Raw genomic sequence first — 20,033 nt, forward strand, 5'->3', positions numbered from 1 at the left:
TACTGGCATAAATTAGATTATAAATACTCAGCATAACGTCTCTAATTCAGGGACGACTTCGGGTAAAATTTTAATGCAGCGAACAGCATTGCGTCCTGCTGATTTAGCTTGATACAAGGCAGAATCCGCAAAGTTAAACAGAGAATCAGGCGTTTGGCCATCAAGTTTACTCGCTGAAACCATCCCAACAGACACAGTAACAATCTTTAGATGCTTAGCTGTTTTATGCTCAATGGCAATCCGCTCTATCGCGCTTTTACATTGCTTTGCAACAACTTCTCCATTGGTCGTATTAGGTAGCAGAACGGCAAACTCTTCACCACCAATTCGCGCAATACGATCGGCTGGTCGCTTTAAAACACGCTCCAATTCTGATGCAACAAGGCGCAAACAGCGATCACCAGCTTGGTGCCCATAGGTATCATTAAATTGCTTGAAGAAATCGATATCAAAAATAAGTAACGCTAGCGGCTTAGATTCACGCTTGGAGCGCAAAAATTCGAGTTCATAATATTCGTCGAAATAACGTCGGTTAGCGATACCCGTTAGAGGGTCAGTTTTCGTTAAACGTTCTAGTTTTTCATTTACATCATTAAGCTGTGCATTCTTATTATCTAAATCGCTTTGCATATCTTCGTTTTGTCTTGCAGCAACAAATGCGAACCAGGTTGATAAACCAAAAAACACATTCCCAACAATAAATACCCACCACGGTGTATGCGTTCTTCTGGATGAAAAATATTGAGCGCTAGGAATTGCTTCAAGCACCCACCGTCGGCCAGCATAGTTCATAACGGAGCGCGTATAACGGTACTGATTGAGTAATAAATTGGGTGAACCGTTTTTCAAATCACGTGAGAACAAAATAGATTTATTCGCAGGAATAGTGGCATCCCATAATTTAATGACAATTTCCTGATCTTCACCACCACGATAAATTGCTGAAAATATCGACTCTACATCAAACACACCTAAGATAAAGCCACGTAAGGATTCTTCTCTATTAGCCATCATAGGTGTATTAAACAATGGCAATAATGAAAGCACACCAATACGATAATCATCAGATTGAATCAACCCGATACCTTCAGAGAGCTGAACATCACCACTCGCAATAGCACGTTGCATAACTTCACGACGGCGAGAGTTCGAATTGAGATCGTAACCCATTACGACTTCATTCGTTTCTAACGGCTCTAAATAAAAGACCGGATAATAATAGTCGCGATCAGTTGCTGGTCCCATGACGCCAGAGGCTAAACGCTCGGTAAATTGATAGCCTTCGAAATGCGCTTTTCCTTGTGCTTCAACTTGGCTTCTCTCTGAATGAGGAACCCGAGGGATCCACTCCAACGCTTGCACTTTATTATGGCGACTCAATATATACGCAGCCTCATCAGCGAAAGATGATGCCGATATAATTTCGTTATTATCAAAATGCGCTTTCAGCGAATAGACTGACTCTAGATTAAACTTTACTCCCTTATAATATGAGAGAGCTTTATCATTTATTTCATCTTGAAACTCGCGTTCAATATTCTTCGTTTCCACTTGATAGAATAACCAAAAAAACACGCTAGATATTACAAGGCCCACGATAGCCGAGATTAAGGTTATTCTGTAAAGTCGCTTTCCCATTGGAGCCCTTTCTATATAGTTATCCTTTCATTGTTAGAACAAAAAATCCGTATTACCAGTCTCTTGTTTCTATTTTTAGCCCTCACTAGCACTTTTATACTCTTTATTTTATAAAACGAAAAAGGACACACTTATAGTGCGTCCTTTTGGATTATTTCATCAGTATTTAAACTGTATCTCAACTAATAAATTAAACCGCTTTTGCTTGCCATTGTTCGCGTAACGTCTTGGCCGCTGTCACTAGGTTTCTCAGTGCCGCTTCTGTTTCTTCCCAGTTGCGTGTTTTTAAACCACAGTCTGGGTTAATCCATAGACGTTCTGCTGGGATCAAGGCTTCCGCTTTTTCCACTAAGTGAATAATTTGCTCAACTGACGGGATATTTGGCGAGTGAATGTCATACACACCCGGACCAATCTCATTTGGATAAGCAAACTCTTCGAATGCTTTCAGCAGTTCCATGTCTGAACGCGATGTTTCAATGGTGATCACATCAGCATCCAGTGCCGCAACCGATTTAATAATGTGATTAAACTCGCTGTAACACATGTGAGTGTGAATTTGCGTTTGTGGCTCGGCACTTGCCGCTGAAATCTTAAAGGCATTCACCGCCCAATCAAGATATGTTTGCCATTGGCTTGCTTTAAGCGGTAAACCTTCACGAATAGCAGGTTCATCAATTTGAATGATATTAATACCAGCCTGTTGTAAGTCAGCGACTTCATCACGCAGTGCAAGAGCAATCTGGTTAGCGATTTGTTCACGAGTAAGATCTTCACGCGGGAATGTCCAACCCAAGATAGTCACAGGGCCTGTTAACATGCCTTTTACTGGCTTGTCGGTTAGAGATTGTGCATACGTCGCCCATTCAACGGTCATTGGTTGCGCACGATAGATATCAGACACAATCACCGCTGGTTTAACACAGCGTGAACCGTAGCTTTGTACCCAACCAAATCGTGTTACAGCAAAACCTTCTAGCAATTCTGCAAAGTATTCTACCATGTCGTTACGCTCAGCTTCACCGTGCACAAACACATCAAGGTCGAGTGCTTCTTGGCGAGCAATTGCATCAGCAATATGCCCTTTCAGTGCGGTGTTATAATCCGCCTCTGTCAGTCGTCCGGCTTTGAAGTCGCGACGTTGCGTACGGATTTCATTTGTTTGTGGGAACGAACCAATCGTCGTCGTAGGCAATAGCGGTAAACCCAATGCATTACGCTGTTGGCGAGCACGCTCACTATACGGCGCTTTACGCTCTGCCAACGCAGCGGTAATAGCATTGGTACGCTGGCGAACATCAGCATTGTTTACACGCTCGCTGGTTGCACGTGCTTTAATCGGCGCACTGTATTTATCACATTCGGCTTTTGCAATGGCATCACCATCGAGAGCGTGTGCCAGCAAGGTAACTTCGCGGCATTTTTGTTTCGCGAACGACAACCACTGACGCACTTCTGGTTCAACATCGATTTCTAAATCCAAATCAATTGGGCTATGCAGTAATGAACACGAACTTGCGACCCATAGACGCTCACCTAATACGGCTTTTACAGGTGCTAAGCGTTCAAGTTGTGCTGATAAATCTGCGCGCCATACGTTACGCCCATTAATGACACCTGCTGAGAGCACCCAAGATTGTGGAAGTTTCGCCACCACTTCGTCTAGCTGCTCTGGTGATGCTGATAAATCAACATGCAGGCCATCAATACTAAGCTCAACAATCTTGTCTAGATGGTGGGTAATATTGTCGAAATACGTCGTTAGTAATAACTTGGTGTCACCTTTTAACACTTGGTACGCCAATTTGAATGAATCTGCCCAGGCCTTTGGTAATTCTAATGCCAGTACTGGCTCATCAATTTGTACCCATTCAACACCCAAGGCCGCTAGCTTATTTAGGATTTGTTGGTACGCATTTAGCAAACGCGGCAATAACGATAAACGGTCAAAGCCTTCTTCTTTTTCTTTACCTAGCCATAAGTAAGAAATCGGGCCTAGCAAAACAGGTTTTACATCGTGACCGGCTTTTTTCGCTTCAGCCACTTCTTCAAAAAGCTGTTGCCAACTGACGTTGAATTCATCATCTTTAGTAAACTCAGGCACAATGTAGTGATAATTCGTATTGAACCACTTTGTCATGTCTGATGCAGCACATGCACAGCCTGTTGGCGCTTTACCACGACCCACACGGAACAAAGTATCTAAATCGGGGAAGCCATTATTGTGGCGCTGTGGGATGTGGCCTAATAGCATACTGGTGCCTAACACATGGTCATACCAAGCAAAGTCACCCACGGTTACATAATCTAAACCAGCCCCTACTTGGTCACTCCAATGACGGTGGCGCAGTAAACTACCGACTTCTTTTAATTCTTTCTGATCAATCTCGCCACGCCAGTATTTTTCTAGTGCAAATTTCAATTCACGCTGAGAACCAATACGAGGGTAACCAAGAATGTGCGTGACTGTTTTTGCTGCATTGTTTGTTGTCGTGAGCGATGAGGTTGCTGTTGTTACTGTTGAGTTCGTAGTCATTGTTCTAATTCCTTCAGAAGTCTGGATGTCTAAACAATGCCGTATGTACCCTATTTGAACAATCTCGAATAACTCACATTCACGTTGAAGGAAATTCATAATCAATCATAGGAATAGTGCAAATCATTCATATTGACCATGGGTATACTTAGCCATCTAGATGTTTACACTGCTTGTTAATACAGTTACATTGAATTTAATTAATTTATTCAAACGGATATTGAAGAAAACTAATGATCGAGATAAAGCATCTTCGTACCTTATCTGTACTACGTGATACAGGGTCGTTAACAGCAACGGCCAATACGCTGTGCTTGACGCAATCTGCGCTCTCACATCAGCTTAAAGATCTAGAACAACGTTTAGGCGGGCAGCTTTTTTTGCGTAAAACGCGCCCTGTTCGCTTTACGCCTGAGGGGGATATCCTACTTAAACTGGCCGATGAAATATTTCCTCGTATCACCAAAGCCGAGCACGCTCTCGCAAATTTAAAAGAAGATGCCAATGGGCGGTTACACATGGCGATTGATTGCCACTCTTGTTTTCAGTGGTTAATGCCAGCACTAAAGGAATACCAGATCCACTGGCCGTCGGTCTCTCTTGATTTCTCATCAGGTTTTGGCTTTGAGCCTCTTCCTGCACTCACGGCGGGTGAATTGGATTTAGTCATTACATCTGATATTCAACCACGCAATGAAGTGCATTACGAACCCCTGTTCGATTTTGAAATGCGATTGGTGGTTTCTCCACAATCCCCATTGGCAGATAAAGACTTTATTGAACCTAAAGATATTCTTGACCAAACTATGCTGACCTACCCTGTTCAGAAAAACAGATTAGATGTGGTGAAGCACTTTTTACAGCCTGCGGGTGTTGAGCCAAACAAGTGGAAGCAAGCCGATAACACACTGATGCTAGTACAAATGGTGTCGGCCGACTTAGGCGTTGCAGCTTTACCTAACTGGGCAATTCATGACTTTGCACGACAAGGATTGATTGTAAGTAAACCACTAGGAAAGGGGTTATGGCGACGTTTATATGCGGCAATTCGCGCATCAGAAAATCAGCGTCATTACTTACAGGCATTTTTTGCAACAGCACGCCAACAGTGCCAGACGCACCTTGAAGGGATTAGAGCAGCTTAGTCGTATATGTCAGGAGGGCAGTCAACGCCCTCCGATTATTAATTACGGCATGGATTAAGTGCGCATGCGACGCCCTACACAATGCAGTCGTCTTTGATAGATATGCCTATTTGATAGATAGGCATAATTAATACGGTGATTTACTCGGTGTCGTATGAGTTAATCTTCGCAGCCACTCGTTTAATGCGTTTCAGCATTGTTTTCGTAGTCATATTCGGCATCAACTTAACGATCGCTGACTTCATTAGTAGCGCTTCATTCAAGTCTCTTTCTATCCATAAATCGCAACTTCGGTGAATATTAGACTCGAGCCTCTTAGCCACAATCGCGGCACCCTCGTCATCAGTTTCAGGTAAGATCAAAGCAAATTCATCAACACTAATACGCGCTATAAAATCTCTTGGTCTATAAACTCCGTGCTCTAAAGCTTTCGAGACTATTCGTAGCAAATCTTCACAAGCCTCATGGCCGCAGGTAAAAGTATATAAGCGGATGGGTTGTATATTAATGATTAAAACTGAGAGTGGCAGCTTACTACGCCGAGAAGACATCACTTCACGATCTAATTCAATATTGAAATGCTTATTATTATGAAGGTGAGTAACAGGGTCGATCAAGCCAACCGATTTTAATTGATGCTTTAAGTTTCGACTATCAAGGTGGAGAAAAACAACATCACGAAAGCTGTGATTAAGGTACTCACTAATGCCTAAAGCCAACAACAACTTTGATGCGTAAGCGAAAGTAAGGGTAGGCGTTAAGCTAGGGCTTGCAATTAAAAAGGAGCACACAATAGGAGTCGCTGCGAGTAATAATGCCGGCCGATAACCAAAAAACGCAACAACAGACACTAATATATATATTTCACCGTACAAAAAGACGGTTTGTAAGTGTGAAGGATGATCGAGGACAAGTGATAATACAGCCCAAAAAATACTGAACAGACCCGCAAATAGCAGTGATAAAGGCTTCCATTTCTCATGGCTATACGCTTTCCCAGCAAGCCACCAAAACACAACACTCGATAAAAGTGTCATCACAACTAACATGAAAAAATAGAACTTTGTTACGTATAGGCTGTAATCGGATGTCATCAACTCGACAGCCATTAAAAAAACCAAGAACGCTGATGCGCCAACTAATAAACGAATCCCTTTTTCAAGTTGTTGCTGTTGCTGCTCCTCAAAATAGACTTTCCCCTTACCAGTAAAAGCTATATTTTGCATGACGTAAAATTCTATTATGGATACTGTAATGATCTCAAGCGACCGAAATAGGTAATAACTTAATCACTTCAAAATTATTTCACATTATATTTAATGATCTTAAATACCAAAACGAAACATTCTAGTTTTTACTCTAGCTATACCCATAGTGAATCACCACGAGCCATTCATTTCAAAATACATAGATTTTAACGTAGGTTTTAACGTAGATTTTATATTCGGGTGATTAAGATAAGCGCCTCTATCATTAATAGAGGCGTCTAAAGACTATTTAAACTGATTATTAATAGGGTCGTATTGAAAACCCAACTCCCCCATTTTTTCCATGAGCTCATCATTGTCGAGTTCATAGCGGCTCAGTAATTCATCGACTGAATTGCATTCTAAGCGTAGTTTTTCATTCACAATGCCAAGCACTATGTGCCCATCCAGCTTGAGCAGATTGTTGATTTCCATGCTTCCTCCACCCCATCATTTCAGTATAAACCTCACTTTTAAGCATAGTTAGTTATCAATAAGTATCGATAATTAATCGAAGGCAAGCCTACAAAATTGACACGTTAGTCACACTGGGATAGTTACATTTCAGTGATTGCTTAGCCGATAGCGACACATAGAGTGAACGGTAAGAGTGCAGCACCCATAAAAAAGCCAACCTCAGTAAGGTTGGCTTCTTAGCTTCTTAGCTTCTTAGCTTCTTAGCTTCTTAGCTTCTTAGCTTCTTAGTATCGAAGCACTAAGCTAAATGATTAGAACAAACTCAGTTGTAGTCCACTAGATACCACCAGCAGACCAAAAGCACCTAGCAACTGCCAGCGATTTGCTTTTTTGTTAAGCATTAAATGACCAGTCCAAACAAGCAAGGCAACAACCATTGCAACAAGTGCTGCAATCACGACTGAGGTAATTGACGCTAAAGCCGTCTCATCGAACTGAGACAAATACCAAACTAAAAATGGCAGCGAGACTATGGCACCAGCAAAACCACCAAACGGCAGTAAACGATGGAAAGCCTGTAAACGAGTACGTGCTTGTGTCAGTAAGGTATGTGCTAGCAATGCACCTAGTGCTGCCCCTAATGTCAGGCTTAGTCCCGCCATCGGCAAATTCACACGGAACAAGACAGAAAGCAGCGCTAAACCAGCCAAGCCATTCGCAAAAGAAAGCATATTTAGTGGGCCAGCATCACGGGTTTTTCCGGTTTTCACTTTGATCGTAAAGTAAGCAAGTGCAAGTAACGGTAAAATTGCGAGTGGTAATTGAATAATGACAAGCACCCAACCAAGCACAAGTACTGGTAATGTTTTATGAACACGGCCGCGTTGGCCAGGGCAGATTTCGCCTTTAGTCAAAACAAGAGTAAAAATAAGCTGAGCAGTTAGCAAAGCTGGAATAAGAAAAATAATATAAGGCATCGGCTGCATCGGCATCAGTATTAACAAAGTGCAGAATTATATCTGCTTCTCAGATAAAAACTAGCGATGTAAAGTAGGTTCAAATCACCCTTTCACTATTTTACAGCCAATCAAGAAGCTATTTCTTGGATCAACATCACGGCTAAACTATTCAATCTAGTGAATAATCTCGACTAAAATGTCTCCCAATTTGCTAAGTCTCATTCATTGCTAGAAAAAGGAAATCTCTCGCCGAATGGTTATGCATGAAAATATCAATCAGGTAATCAGAACAGTAAGGCACTACTTACCGGATTTATGGAGCACGGCCGCTCACAGTACAAGCTTTCAAAATACTCGCAGTGGTTATTTACGTAGCCGGATCACACTATTGAGCGTCGTTTGGGGCTTATTAATCATTTTATGGATCCCGCTAGATTTAGTTTTCCTTTCTGAAAACCAATCTGCACCCATTGCTATCGCCCGTTTTATGCTTGGTTGCGGTTTACTGATGACCGCATGGCACTCACATCACCACACTAAACTTTATCAGTCTCAGTGGAGTTTGATATTACTGGTGATAATGATAAATGCCTTTTATATTTACTGCATTTCTGTACTGGATTTTCCACAAGCCTACAGTGGTGCAGAATATGGCTATACCTTACTGCCGATCCTCCATGTTGCTATTTTAACAATCCTACCGTTAACGCTGAAAGAAAGCCTAGGCTTACTCGCTATAACTGCATTGTGCCAAATAGGCGTAGATGTCAAAGCACAACGTTTGTTTACCCCTGAAGTCATGGCAGGTTACTGGCTACAAAATGTTTTAGCCTTAATGGTGATTTGGTCACAACAGTCCAAGCTTTATATGTTAATGCGACTCTATCGCCAAGCTACACTCGATCCATTAACTGGGATCTACAATCGCCGCATGTTGCTACAACTCGCCCAAAAATCACTTGAAGCCTGTGAGCAAAATCAACAAGCTCTTTCCGTACTCTTGTTCGATATCGACAAGTTTAAGCGTGTTAACGATACGTGGGGGCATGGTGCGGGCGATGATGTTTTAAAGCGCTTCACGCATTTTATACAATCCCAAATACGCAAGACTGATTTATTTGGCCGTTATGGTGGCGAAGAATTTATTCTTTTTTTACCCAATTGCGACCACCAAGCAGCGCAAGATATAGCCAATCGCATGCTAGGTTCGATTCGCTCACTCGACTTAGATATTAATGCTGTGAGCACCCAACTTCGTATTACCTCTTCCGTTGGCATTAGTAGTTTAAGTCACGGAGATAGTTTGTCATCACTGATCGAACGAGCAGACCGTGCGCTCTATGAATGTAAAGATGCAGGGCGTGATTGTGCTCGCTTTCATCCATTGGGGTACATTTACAGCCAAAATGAGCGCCGTAAAGCCATTGCTTAACATGCATCACCCCTGTTTGCCCTTTAATTCCTCAACGTCCCCCATGAATCCCTTGACCTCGTTTTACATTCCACACGTTTGAATAACGAGCCAAGCTCGTTGTTTGATGAAAATATAGGCATATTTATATGCAACTTAATCTATCTTGTTTTATCCCCAGCCCCAACACGCATAAATAGCAGCCAAGCCGCTCAAATACCACACACACCGATACGCCCACCATCACATAACGCGCGAACGAATGTTCGTTCGCTCATTTATGTGTAACAGATCAAATAATACCCGCATAAAAAGTGGCATATTTACCAACATTGAAAAGGAATTTACCCCCTACACACTGGCAAAGTCCTTTTTATCCGTGATTTAGGTGTGGCAATAACAAGAATAAGCGAAAACGAGCATGAATAATTGGTATGAAACAGACGTTGTTATCATCGGTGGTGGCGCGACAGGCACAGGCATCATGCGAGATTGTGCGCTCCGTGGTATTCCATGTATTTTAATCGAGCGCGATGATCTCGCTTCAGGTACAACGGGCCGCAACCACGGTCTATTACACTCAGGTGCACGTTATGCCGTGACAGATGAAGAATCTGCGCGTGAGTGTATTCAAGAAAACCGCATCCTAAAAAAGATTGCTCGTCACTGCGTTGAAGATACGCAAGGCTTATTCATCTCATTGCCGGAAGACGATTTAGATTTCCAAGCAAACTTCATCAACGCCTGTACTCGTGCTGATATTGATGTAGAGCAACTAACGCCACAAGATGCACTGCGCCTTGAGCCAAACTGCAACCCAAGCATGATTGGCGCGGTGAAAGTGCCTGATGGCACAATCGATCCTTTCCGCTTAGCCTCTTCCAACGTGTTAGACGCCGTTGAACGTGGCGCTCGCTTATTTAACCACACCCTTGTCACTGGCCTTATCCGCGATGGTGATACCGTTAAAGGCGTGAAATGCTTGAATACCGCCACAGGCCAAGACTTTGAAATTTATGCTAAACAAGTGGTCAATGCCGCAGGGATCTGGGGCCAACAAATCTGTGAATATGGTGATTTGAACATCAAGATGTTCCCAGCCAAAGGTTCACTGCTTATTCTTGATTACCGTATTAACAACCTAGTGATCAACCGCTGTCGTAAGCCATCAGACGCCGACATTCTTGTACCAGGTGACACTATTTCACTTATCGGTACCACCTCTGAGCGTATTGACTACGACAAAATTGATGACTTGCACGTCTCAAGCAAAGAAATTGATGTCCTATTAGAAGAAGGCACCAAGCTAGCACCGATCATGGCCAACACTCGCGTGCTTCGTGCTTATGCGGGTGTGCGCCCACTTGTTGCCGTTGATGGTGACACCAGTGGCCGTAATATTAGCCGCGGCATCGTATTACTGGATCACGCTGAACGTGATGGTATGGAAGGCTTTATCACCATTACCGGCGGTAAACTTATGACCTACCGCATGATGGCCGAATGGACCACAGATTTAGTGGCTAAGAAGCTCGGTAATACCACAGCATGTAGCACCCATGAAGTACCGCTACCCGGTTCTGAGCAAGCGTCTAAATCTGTCAAGAAAACCGCGAGCCTTGCCAAGCCAGTTTACCAATCAGCTTATTACCGTCATGGTGAGCGTGCCGATAAATTCCTTAAAAATGACAAGAAAAGCCAAGCTGTTATTTGTGAATGTGAAATGGTCACCAGTGGTGAGGTTGAGTACGCCATTAAAGAATTAAACGTCCATAACTTAGTGGATTTACGTCGTCGTACACGTGTCGGCATGGGACCATGCCAAGGCGAATTGTGTTCATACCGCGCGGCAGGACTATTCTCGGAATACGGAAAAACCACAGGCAACCAATCTAGCCAGCTCTTAAATGAATTTCTCGAAGAGCGCTGGAAAGGCATTAAACCTGTTTTCTGGGGTGATGCACTACGCGAGGGGGAATTTACCTATTGGATTTATGAAGGCCTATTTGGCGGCAGCGATATCCCGACAAATGACACTCCAACTAATGACATCCCGAACGGCGATATTCCAACGACACCAATGAACAACGAAGCACAAAGTGAGGTTGCACAATGAAATTTGATAGCTTAATTATCGGCGGTGGTGTTGCTGGCCTAAGCTGTGCCATTCGTTGTGCTGAAGCAGGTTTAAAAACAGCAGTGATTGCTGCAGGACAGAGTGCCCTACACTTCTCTTCAGGTTCTATCGATCTATTAGGTCGCTTACCTAATGGTGAATTAGTCACGCATCCGTTCGACGCTTTTTCTGCCTTAGAGCAGCAACAGCCTGAACACCCTTATTGTAAAATTGGTCAGTCAAACGTGAAAAATGCACTTGATTGGTACCAAACTATGATGGCTGAATGTGGCGTTCAACTGACAACACAAGGTGATGAAACCAATCACTTGCGCCTTACGCCAATGGGAACATTTCGTGCGACTTGGTTATCACAGCAAACCGTGCACCCTTTCCCTATGTTTGAACCACAACAAGGGTTAACACGTATTGCGTTAGTAACCGTTGATGGTTTCCGTGACTTCCAACCAGAATTAACCGCAGACAACGTTTCTAAGCTGCCACAATTTGCAGATGTAACGGTCACGACCGCAGCTGTAGAATTGCCTGATTTTGAAATCATGCAACGTAACCCTTGCGAATTCCGCTCTATTGATATTTCACGAGTATTGCGTGATGAATCTAAACTACATGCTTTTGCTAAATCATTAATTCAACAAGTCGGCCAAGCTGATCTGGTTGTTCTACCTTCGGTATTTGGTAACGGCGATGGCGCAGCAACCATCAAGCTGCTTGAAGGCTTAACTGGCTTTACCATTTGTGAATTACCAACTATGCCACCATCACTACTTGGCATACGTTTAGAAGAAGCAATGAAATCACGCTACAAAGCCCTTGGTGGACTTATTCTTGCTGGTGACGAAGTGAAGCGTGGTGAGTTTGAAAATGGCAAATTAGCCAGAATCTACACCCGAAATCACCGTGAAATGCCACTTGTTGCTGACCACTTTCTGATTGCAACTGGCAGCTTTTTTAGCCACGGCATGCAAGCACAACGTCAAGCGGTTATTGAGCCTATTTTTAATCTGGATTTATCCACGATTCCACATCGCGATAACTGGTATCAACACGATTTCTTTAGCACACAAGCCCACCCATTCATGAAAATGGGTGTAAAAGCGAATGCCTCCCTACAGCCATCTCGCCAAGGACAAGCTATCGAAAACCTTTACTGTGCAGGCGCATTATTGTCTCACTACGATCCCGTCACAGAAGGTTGCGGCAGCGGTGTAGCAATTAGCACTGGCCACTTTGTTGCCGAGCAAATGATTGCTAACCACACGCGTGAAATTGAAAACGTACCAGAACAACAAGAAAGGACTATCGCATGAGCCTTCCAAAAAAAGACACTAGCTTTGATCAATGTATAAAATGTACGGTTTGTACCGTGTACTGCCCAGTTGCAAAAGCGAACCCAGAATACCCAGGACCAAAGCAATGTGGCCCTGACGGCGAACGCTTGCGTATGAAAAGTCCTGAGTTTTACGATGAAACACTCAAGCTTTGTACTAACTGTAAACGCTGTGAAACCGCTTGCCCATCTGGCGTTAAAATTGGTGATTTAATTGCTGTGGCACGTGATGAACACGCAAAAATGCCACTAAATATTAAGACAATTCGTGATTACGTACTCAGTCACACAGATTTAATGGGCTCAGTTGCAACACCATTTGCACCTATCGTGAATGCCGTTACTGGGCTAAAACCGGTCAAAAAAGTCATGCACCATACTATTGGCGTACATGACCACAAATCACTGCCGAAATACTCACATGGAACATTCCGCCGTTGGTACAAACAAAACTGTACCAGCCAAGCGTTATACCCAAAACAAGTGCACTATTTCCACGGCTGCTTTGTGAATTACAACCACCCGCAACTGGGTAAAGACTTTGTCAAAGTCATGAATGCCATGAGTATTGGTGTCCAGCTACTTGATAAAGAAAAGTGTTGTGGCGTACCGCTGATCGCCAATGGCTTCTTTGATAAAGCCAAAAAGAACGCCAAACTCAATGTGAAGAAATTCGCAGAGGCGATTGAAAAGTATGACGCACCAATCGTTTCAACTTCTTCAACCTGTTCGTTTACGTTACGCGAGGAATACCCTCACGTACTTAAAGTGGATAACAGTAAAGTAGCTGATAACATCGAATACGTAACACGCTTCTTGCTTAAAGCCTTCATGAACGGTGACATGCCAAAAATGAAGCCAATCAATAAGAAGATTGTCTACCATACCCCTTGTCACTTAGAGCGTACTGGCGGCAGCTTATACACTATTGAACTGCTTAAAATGATCCCGGGCCTTGAAGTCGTTGTGCTTGATAGCCAATGTTGTGGCCTAGCAGGGACATACGGTTTTAAAACTGAAAACTACGACACATCCATGGCGATTGGTGAAAAGCTGTTTAAACAAATTCGCCAATCCAATGCAGATTTTGCGATTACCGATTGTGAAACCTGTAAATGGCAGATAGAAGAAAACACCAACCTAGAAACGATTCACCCTGTTTCTTTGCTTGCGATGGCTATTGATTAATCGAGTAGGAGGAGGCCTCACGGCCTCCGTCCTCTCACACCACCGTACAAGCGTGAGTCGCATACGGCGGTTCCGAATATATTTTCAGTGACTCATACCCATCTCGCAATGAGTACAGCCCCAACTCCTCGAACCATTTTATCGGCATAGCGTGATTCACCTGCGGCGTTAATGCTAAGCGCCACCAACCTTTATCTGACATCGCTACCTTCCACGCATTGCGCTCCGTTACACCTTGTCGCTGTAACCATGTCGCTATGCTGTATCTCCGTTTGCGTTGTTTAAGTCGGTAGCATCTTAGCCGTCGCCGTATCCATTCATCCAAGCGCTGCATGCTGCTTTTACGTATGGCAAGTTTGAAGTAGTGTTGCCAACCTCTTAGGTATTGAGTTAACTCGGTTATTACAACCTTTAACTCTCGCCCTCGATTTCGCTTCGTTATCTGCCGCACTCGTCTCTTCATTTGAGTTTGCGCTGGCTTCGATATATGGATAGTTCCATTTGTCTGGAAGCGGTGGCTTAGGTAAGTTCGCTCTGTCACTCTTGTCGCGGCGCTTTTCTCTCGGTTTACCGTGAGTTTCAGTTTCTGCTCCAAGAACTCCGTTATCGACCCTTTGACTCGGTGAGCCGCTTCCTCACTACCTACGTAAATTTGGCAGTCGTCTGCATATCGACAGAACTTATGCCCTCTACGATCTAACTCTTTATCCAGTTCATCTAATACGATATTGGAGAGCAACGGAGATAATGGTCCACCCTGTGGTGTGCCTCGTTGTCTCTGTTCAACTAACCCGTTTCGCATTATGCCTGCCTGTAGATATGACCTGATGAGCTTCAACACTCGTTTATCAGCAATGTCCTGTGACAATCTATACATCAGCCTGTCATGGTTCACTGTATCGAAGTATTTCGCTAAGTCGATATCTACCACATAACCTCGCCCTTCTCGGATGTAGCGACTGGCTACCGCTAGTGCTTGGTGGGCACTGCGGTTCGGTCTAAATCCGTAACTGCTATCGGAGAATTTCAGTTCATAGATATCTGTCAGCACTGAAGTGATTGCCTGTTGGACAACTCTATCAAGGACTGTTGGGATGCCTAGTTGCCTGACCCCACCGCTAGGTTTGGGGATTTCCACACCAAGAACGGGTTGCGGTTGATAACTTCCATCCAGAAGACTCTGGCGAAGCGCTTGCCCGTTTGAAGACTGTCGAAGCATTGAGATGGTGGCATTAATATCGAGTTTATCAACGCCTGCACACCCTTTGTTCTTCTTCACTCTTCGTAGAGCTTGATTCAAGTTAGTTGAAGAGCAGATTTGCTCCATCAACGAAGTTGAGGTCACCAAGACTCGTCCTCCTGTCTACGCCGACCATGCTTGTCATTCTTCGTGACCATGAGCTTTACTTGCGGTATCGCCCATTGGGACGTAGAGATGATTTTCATCTTGCTATGACTCCACATGATTGAGTGTCTAGTGACTGCTTCCTGATATATTCAGTTCAGGCCTTCCCTTGAGTTGTACTTCCTCAAGGTACTATGCCTTCTGCTGACTTCTTACCACCCGTCACACAGCATCACTACTGCATTAGTCTCATCTGAGACAGGCAATAAGATCTCCCGAGGTAAGACGTTGCTCTTTCCCTTAGCCGTGCCTGATTTATCACTACACACTTCCCGTCGAGGCATTGGGCTATTCTATCTATTGCTAGGTTACCCAAGTTGTAGTGACCTACTATCGGATTTCTGTTCGTCACAACCAAGTTTTGCCATTTGCTTCCTTCAGATTTCACCTCACGGTGAACACCCTTGCATAGGCTAACGGTTCTCGCTCGACTGAGCCCGTAGAGGACTTTCACCTCCTAGATCAACACCATGCTCGGCGCACAATCAGAAAAGGGTCATCACTGCTGATGACCCTTTTTTGTATGCTAAAGCTGATCCTATTAAAGCCGTAATGCGCCAATAAACCGAGCTAAGTTAAGGAGGATACCTGACTCGCATCTACCGTTTGTTTCTCGTAACGTCGTAGCCAGACACATAACGTAAATAGCATCATATACAACACCATGCCACCAGCCACTACCCCATACCAAGCGCCATGCTGCCAGCAAGCAATAAGGTAGAATCCACCTACGCTGCCACCTACATAATAATGAACTAAGTACAGAGCCGTCGCCGTTGCTTTTGCCGATTTGGCTTTGCGGCTAACCCAAGCATAAGCTAATGAGTGGGTAAAAAAGGCACCTGAGCTAATCAATAGCAAACCAATGAGCATTGCTGGAATAGATTCGATTGCAGCGACCCACATCCCCGCTAAACTCACACTGGATCCCAAGAGCATGCCTGATGTGACAGTAAAAGATTGGCTCCACCGACCACTGAGTTTGGCTGTTATGGTACCGCTCAAATAACATAAGAAAATCATAGAGGTAATACTCAACGGCATTGAATACGGCGGTGCCACTAAGCGAAAGCCCATCACAGAATACAAGTTCACAAACAAGGCAAAATTAATACCACCAATCAGCATGGCTAACCACAACGATCGTTGCCTTAAATGCTGAACAATAAAGCGATGCTGAGCACGAAATTGAGCGCGACTAAATCCATGTTTAGGTGGCGAAAAATTTTGTTGTTTAGGCAATAGCCACCACACAATACAGGCCCCGATAAAACTGAAGGTAGCCATACCAACGACAGCGACCTGCCATCCCCAATACTCTGTCGTAATACCGCCAAATAAGCGCCCAAAAATACCCCCCAACGAATTGGCGCTTATATAAGTGCCCACCGCTAGCATTAATGCTTTGGTTGAAAACTCTTCAGCCATGTAGGCCACAGCTACGGCCGCAAATCCAGCTAAAGCCATTCCCATCAGCGCCCTTGCTAATGACAGTAAGAATAACGAATCAGCCCACAGCATTAGCAAACCAACAATAGGCAGTAAAAATAAGCTCACCAACATGATGCGATAACGACCAACACTCTCAGAAGCTATCGCCCAAGGCACTAACGTTAGCGCAAGGCTGAATGTACCCGCCGCCAAGAGCCAATTCACCTTGGTTGCACTCACCGAGAACTGCTCCGCCATCACGGGCAAGACTGGCTGGAATAGGTACAAATTACAAAAGACTAAAAATGACCCTAGCGCGAGAGCAAATGTCGCCTTTTTATATGGGGCGGTTCCAACCTGAATCATTTTGCTTGTCACCTCTTAAATTAATGACAAAACAGTAGCAAGCCGTCATCAATAATGAAAATATATTGAAACTATCAAGATGATAAATAAAAGATATAGTCATGGATGTTCGTCAGCTTAAATACTTTGTTACTCTTGCCGAAATCGGCAACTTCACCGCCGCGGCTAAAGCGCTCAATATTGCCCAACCCGCTTTGAGCATCGCGATCAAAAAGCTCGAGACTTCGCTGGGGTTAGATCTTTTTCATCGTAACGAACGAAAGATCACCTTAACGCACGAAGGTGAAGTCCTAATGCCGCATGCACGCTTGGTTATACAACAATTAAAAGATGCCGAAGTTGCGATGGCTGAGTTACGAGGATTAGAAAAAGGCGAAGTACGGTTAGGCGTACCCAGTATGCTGGGATCTTACTTCTTCCCTGAAATCTTAATGGGTTTTAAAAGCCAGTACCCTAACCTCAAATTGACCATGGTTGAAGGCGGGGCACAGTCAATTCGTAAAATGCTGATAGAAGGAGAGTTAGATTTAGGCGTTATCATTAATCATAACGTGCCTCAAGCCTTGGAAACCGAGCACTTGCTAACGTCGCAAATGGTTGCTGTCGTCGGTGAAGAACATCCTTTTGCACACAAGTCGTCTATCGACTTTGCCACATTTTTTGCCCAAGAATTAGTGATGTTTAAAAAAGGCTACTTCCACCGCGAGTTCATTGATCGAGCCTGTGAAACCCAAAAGCTCCAGCCCCTCATTTCCTTTGAAACAAATCTATTACCGATGATTTTAAATATCGTCAGGCGTGATTTTGCCATTAGTGCTCTGCTTGAGATGGTAACAGAGCATGAACATGGTGTACTGCCCGTGCCATTTGAAGAGCCAGTTCACTTAGACATTGCAATTGCATGGCGTAAACACGGATATTTATCGCTCGCTGATCGTGCATTTAAAGAGTATGTAAAAGAATGTTGCGTATAAAACATGATTTATTTATAAGAATTTAACATCACATCAATGCTACACATAAACCCGAAAGACAACCACAACGTTAACACCCACTGCGAACTTGATTAAACAAAAAGCCATTCTTAATCTGAGATTTACCAGTTCAATCATTAAAATTATCAGTTAAGTAGCACAAAATTAACATCCTACATAAAATCATGTTTTAGATCATAAGATGCTATGTTAACTATCGTACCCCCAGCCCTTTTTAGGTACATTGCAGCTCAGCAGTATGTAAGCAAATAATACAATTATTCATATTTTTAGTTTTTTACTTTTGTAGTTTTAAGAGGACATTTTCCATGTTGGAGTTAGTAATTGGTCTTCTAGTTGCGGCAGGTGTAGGTCGATACATCTTTAAAGGATACACAGCAACTGGAGTGCTTTTAACAGGCGGTATTATTTTATTGGCGATCACCGCCGCGTTAGGAAAAGATGTATTACCAGCAGGTGTTACATCGACAGGAAACCCATTAACAGACGTTTTTGAATACATTAAATACCTATTAATGTACCGTGCTGGCGGCCTTGGCATGATGATCATGATGCTTTGTGGTTTTGCAGCATACATGACCAAAATCGGTGCCAACGATATGGTTGTGATGATGGCATCTCGCCCACTTCGCTTTATCAAATCACCTTACGTTCTAATGGTTGCAACCTACTTTGTGGCATGTCTAATGTCGTTAGCCGTTTCTTCTGCAACTGGCCTAGGTGTATTACTGATGGCAACCTTGTTCCCACTAATGGTGAACATGGGCATTAGCCGTGGTGCAGCAGCTGCTATCTGTGCATCGCCTGCTGCGATCATTCTTTCACCAACATCGGGCGATGTGGTTGTGGCTGCTGAATCAGCAGGCATGGAACTGATCGATTTTGCATTTAAAACAACTCTACCAATTTCAATTGTTGCGATCATCGGTATGGCAGCAGCACACTTCTTCTGGCAGCGTTACCTAGATGACAAAGAAGGTGTTGTTCACGAGCGTCTAGATGTATCAGAACTGGAAGTTAACGCACCTAAGTTCTTCTGCATTCTACCGTTCACACCTATCATTGGTGTCCTACTGTTCAGCGGTAAGCTATTCCCACAACTTCACATTGTTACCATCCTTGTGATTTGTATGTTCCTAGCGGCCATTATTGAGCTCGTTCGTCACCGCGGCGAATCAAGTAAAGTTTTTGACGGCTTAGATGCGGCATATAAAGGCATGGCTGATGCGTTCTCTGGCGTGGTAATGCTATTGATTTCTGCAGGTGTATTTGCCCAAGGCCTTAAATCTGTTGGCTTTATCGATAACCTTCTTCACCTTGCTGAAGTAGCAGGCGCTGGCGGTATCTTCCTTATGATCCTTCTGGTTGCAATCACTGCAATCGCGGCTATTACAACAGGTTCAGGTAACGCACCTTTCTACGCATTCGTAGAACTCATCCCAAGCCTTGCGGCTAAAATGGGTATCAACCCTGCTTACCTTGTTATTCCAATGCTACAGGCATCTAACCTAGGCCGTACAATCTCACCAGTATCAGGTGTGGTTGTTGCGTGTTCTGGTATGGCAAAACTGTCGCCATTTGAAGTTGTTAAACGTACTTCAGTTCCCGTGCTTGTCGGTATTATTATCGTGATTGTTGCAACACAAATCATGGTACCAACTGCAGTTTAAGCAAAGAATCTACACGATAAATCAAGCTCGCTTAATGCGGGCTTTTTTTTACTCTCACGATTCAAAACAATAAAAAAAGGAGAGGCTAAGCCTCTCCTTTTATATCAAGTCTGTTATTTAACGTCAGGGGTATATCCCTATAAATACTCTTGATATGA

The 20,033-nt window shown here is 43.7% G+C and carries 14 protein-coding genes; 7 read left to right on the forward strand and 7 right to left on the reverse strand.

Going from position 1 to position 20,033, the window contains the following annotated elements:
• Positions 1-27: 27 nt before the first annotated feature.
• Both OCU87_RS11110 and metE read right to left on the reverse strand, forming a co-directional pair.
• Positions 28-1,551 carry a CHASE domain-containing protein gene (locus tag OCU87_RS11110; protein ID WP_261857154.1) on the reverse strand — a complete coding sequence of 508 codons (1,524 nt, stop codon included), beginning with the start codon at positions 1,549-1,551 and terminating at the stop codon, positions 28-30.
• 277 nt (positions 1,552-1,828) lie between these two features.
• A complete protein-coding gene (metE, locus tag OCU87_RS11115; RefSeq protein ID WP_261857155.1) occupies positions 1,829-4,174 on the reverse strand; it encodes a 5-methyltetrahydropteroyltriglutamate--homocysteine S-methyltransferase in 2,346 nt (781 codons plus the stop codon).
• A 233-nt stretch (positions 4,175-4,407) separates the two neighbouring features.
• Here metE and metR point away from each other — a divergent pair, with 233 nt between their 5' ends.
• Positions 4,408-5,319 carry an HTH-type transcriptional regulator MetR gene (gene metR, locus OCU87_RS11120; RefSeq protein ID WP_062690836.1) on the forward strand — a complete coding sequence of 304 codons (912 nt, stop codon included), beginning with the start codon at positions 4,408-4,410 and terminating at the stop codon, positions 5,317-5,319.
• Positions 5,320-5,459: 140 nt separating this feature from the next.
• Here the strand turns inward: metR and OCU87_RS11125 are convergent, their stop codons facing one another.
• From OCU87_RS11125 to OCU87_RS11135, 3 genes are all read right to left on the reverse strand, one after another.
• Positions 5,460-6,545, reverse strand: a complete 1,086-nt coding sequence (locus OCU87_RS11125; RefSeq protein WP_261857156.1) for a GGDEF domain-containing protein — start codon at positions 6,543-6,545, stop codon at positions 5,460-5,462.
• A gap of 267 nt (positions 6,546-6,812) precedes the next feature.
• Positions 6,813-7,001, reverse strand: coding sequence for a DUF4250 domain-containing protein (locus tag OCU87_RS11130; protein ID WP_062690833.1), 189 nt, complete (start codon positions 6,999-7,001; stop codon positions 6,813-6,815).
• 293 nt (positions 7,002-7,294) lie between these two features.
• On the reverse strand, positions 7,295-7,960 hold the full coding sequence (locus OCU87_RS11135) for a hypothetical protein (RefSeq protein WP_062690853.1): 666 nt from the start codon (positions 7,958-7,960) through the stop codon (positions 7,295-7,297).
• A gap of 370 nt (positions 7,961-8,330) precedes the next feature.
• Between OCU87_RS11135 and OCU87_RS11140 the strand changes: the two genes are divergently transcribed.
• The 4 genes from OCU87_RS11140 to glpC all read left to right on the forward strand — a co-directional run bounded on the left by OCU87_RS11140 (position 8,331) and on the right by glpC (position 14,008).
• Positions 8,331-9,374, forward strand: coding sequence for a GGDEF domain-containing protein (locus tag OCU87_RS11140; RefSeq protein WP_261857157.1), 1,044 nt, complete (start codon positions 8,331-8,333; stop codon positions 9,372-9,374).
• 400 nt (positions 9,375-9,774) lie between these two features.
• Entirely contained in the window at positions 9,775-11,469 is a 1,695-nt protein-coding gene (gene glpA / locus OCU87_RS11145; protein ID WP_261857158.1) for an anaerobic glycerol-3-phosphate dehydrogenase subunit A, read from the forward strand.
• Positions 11,466-12,800, forward strand: coding sequence for a glycerol-3-phosphate dehydrogenase subunit GlpB (gene glpB, locus OCU87_RS11150; protein WP_062690830.1), 1,335 nt, complete (start codon positions 11,466-11,468; stop codon positions 12,798-12,800). The genes glpA and glpB overlap by 4 nt, the downstream gene beginning before the upstream one ends.
• A complete protein-coding gene (gene glpC / locus OCU87_RS11155) occupies positions 12,797-14,008 on the forward strand; it encodes an anaerobic glycerol-3-phosphate dehydrogenase subunit GlpC (protein WP_261857159.1) in 1,212 nt (403 codons plus the stop codon). The genes glpB and glpC overlap by 4 nt, the downstream gene beginning before the upstream one ends.
• Positions 14,009-14,042: 34 nt before the next feature.
• Here the strand turns inward: glpC and ltrA are convergent, their stop codons facing one another.
• Entirely contained in the window at positions 14,043-15,335 is a 1,293-nt protein-coding gene (ltrA, locus tag OCU87_RS11160; protein WP_315972485.1) for a group II intron reverse transcriptase/maturase, read from the reverse strand.
• Positions 15,336-15,983: 648 nt separating this feature from the next.
• On the reverse strand, positions 15,984-17,210 hold the full coding sequence (locus tag OCU87_RS11165; protein WP_261857160.1) for an MFS transporter: 1,227 nt from the start codon (positions 17,208-17,210) through the stop codon (positions 15,984-15,986).
• Between the two features lie 101 nt (positions 17,211-17,311).
• Between OCU87_RS11165 and OCU87_RS11170 the strand changes: the two genes are divergently transcribed.
• The gene (locus OCU87_RS11170) at positions 17,312-18,184 is read left to right on the forward strand and encodes a LysR family transcriptional regulator (protein ID WP_261857161.1); all 873 of its coding nucleotides are present in this window, start codon (positions 17,312-17,314) and stop codon (positions 18,182-18,184) included.
• 329 nt (positions 18,185-18,513) lie between these two features.
• Positions 18,514-19,875: an anaerobic C4-dicarboxylate transporter DcuC gene (gene dcuC / locus OCU87_RS11175; protein ID WP_062690829.1), complete on the forward strand. Its 1,362-nt coding sequence runs from the start codon at positions 18,514-18,516 to the stop codon at positions 19,873-19,875.
• Positions 19,876-20,033: the final 158 nt, after the last annotated feature.

Origin of the sequence: Photobacterium sanguinicancri (genome assembly GCF_024346675.1) — a bacterium.
In the GTDB taxonomy this organism is placed as follows: domain Bacteria; phylum Pseudomonadota; class Gammaproteobacteria; order Enterobacterales; family Vibrionaceae; genus Photobacterium; species Photobacterium sanguinicancri.

Bases quoted from the DNA above. Each gene is read 5' to 3' on its own strand.
- metE (WP_261857155.1), bottom strand. From the start codon at position 4,174: ATGACTACGAACTCAACAGTAACAACAGCAACCTCATCGCTCACGACA.
- metR (WP_062690836.1), top strand. From the start codon at position 4,408: ATGATCGAGATAAAGCATCTTCGTACCTTATCTGTACTACGTGATACA.
- OCU87_RS11125 (WP_261857156.1), bottom strand. From the start codon at position 6,545: ATGCAAAATATAGCTTTTACTGGTAAGGGGAAAGTCTATTTTGAGGAG.
- OCU87_RS11130 (WP_062690833.1), bottom strand. From the start codon at position 7,001: ATGGAAATCAACAATCTGCTCAAGCTGGATGGGCACATAGTGCTTGGC.
- OCU87_RS11135 (WP_062690853.1), bottom strand. From the start codon at position 7,960: ATGCCTTATATTATTTTTCTTATTCCAGCTTTGCTAACTGCTCAGCTT.
- glpA (WP_261857158.1), top strand. From the start codon at position 9,775: ATGAATAATTGGTATGAAACAGACGTTGTTATCATCGGTGGTGGCGCG.
- glpB (WP_062690830.1), top strand. From the start codon at position 11,466: ATGAAATTTGATAGCTTAATTATCGGCGGTGGTGTTGCTGGCCTAAGC.
- glpC (WP_261857159.1), top strand. From the start codon at position 12,797: ATGAGCCTTCCAAAAAAAGACACTAGCTTTGATCAATGTATAAAATGT.
- ltrA (WP_315972485.1), bottom strand. From the start codon at position 15,335: ATGGAGCAAATCTGCTCTTCAACTAACTTGAATCAAGCTCTACGAAGA.
- OCU87_RS11165 (WP_261857160.1), bottom strand. From the start codon at position 17,210: ATGATTCAGGTTGGAACCGCCCCATATAAAAAGGCGACATTTGCTCTC.
- OCU87_RS11170 (WP_261857161.1), top strand. From the start codon at position 17,312: ATGGATGTTCGTCAGCTTAAATACTTTGTTACTCTTGCCGAAATCGGC.
- dcuC (WP_062690829.1), top strand. From the start codon at position 18,514: ATGTTGGAGTTAGTAATTGGTCTTCTAGTTGCGGCAGGTGTAGGTCGA.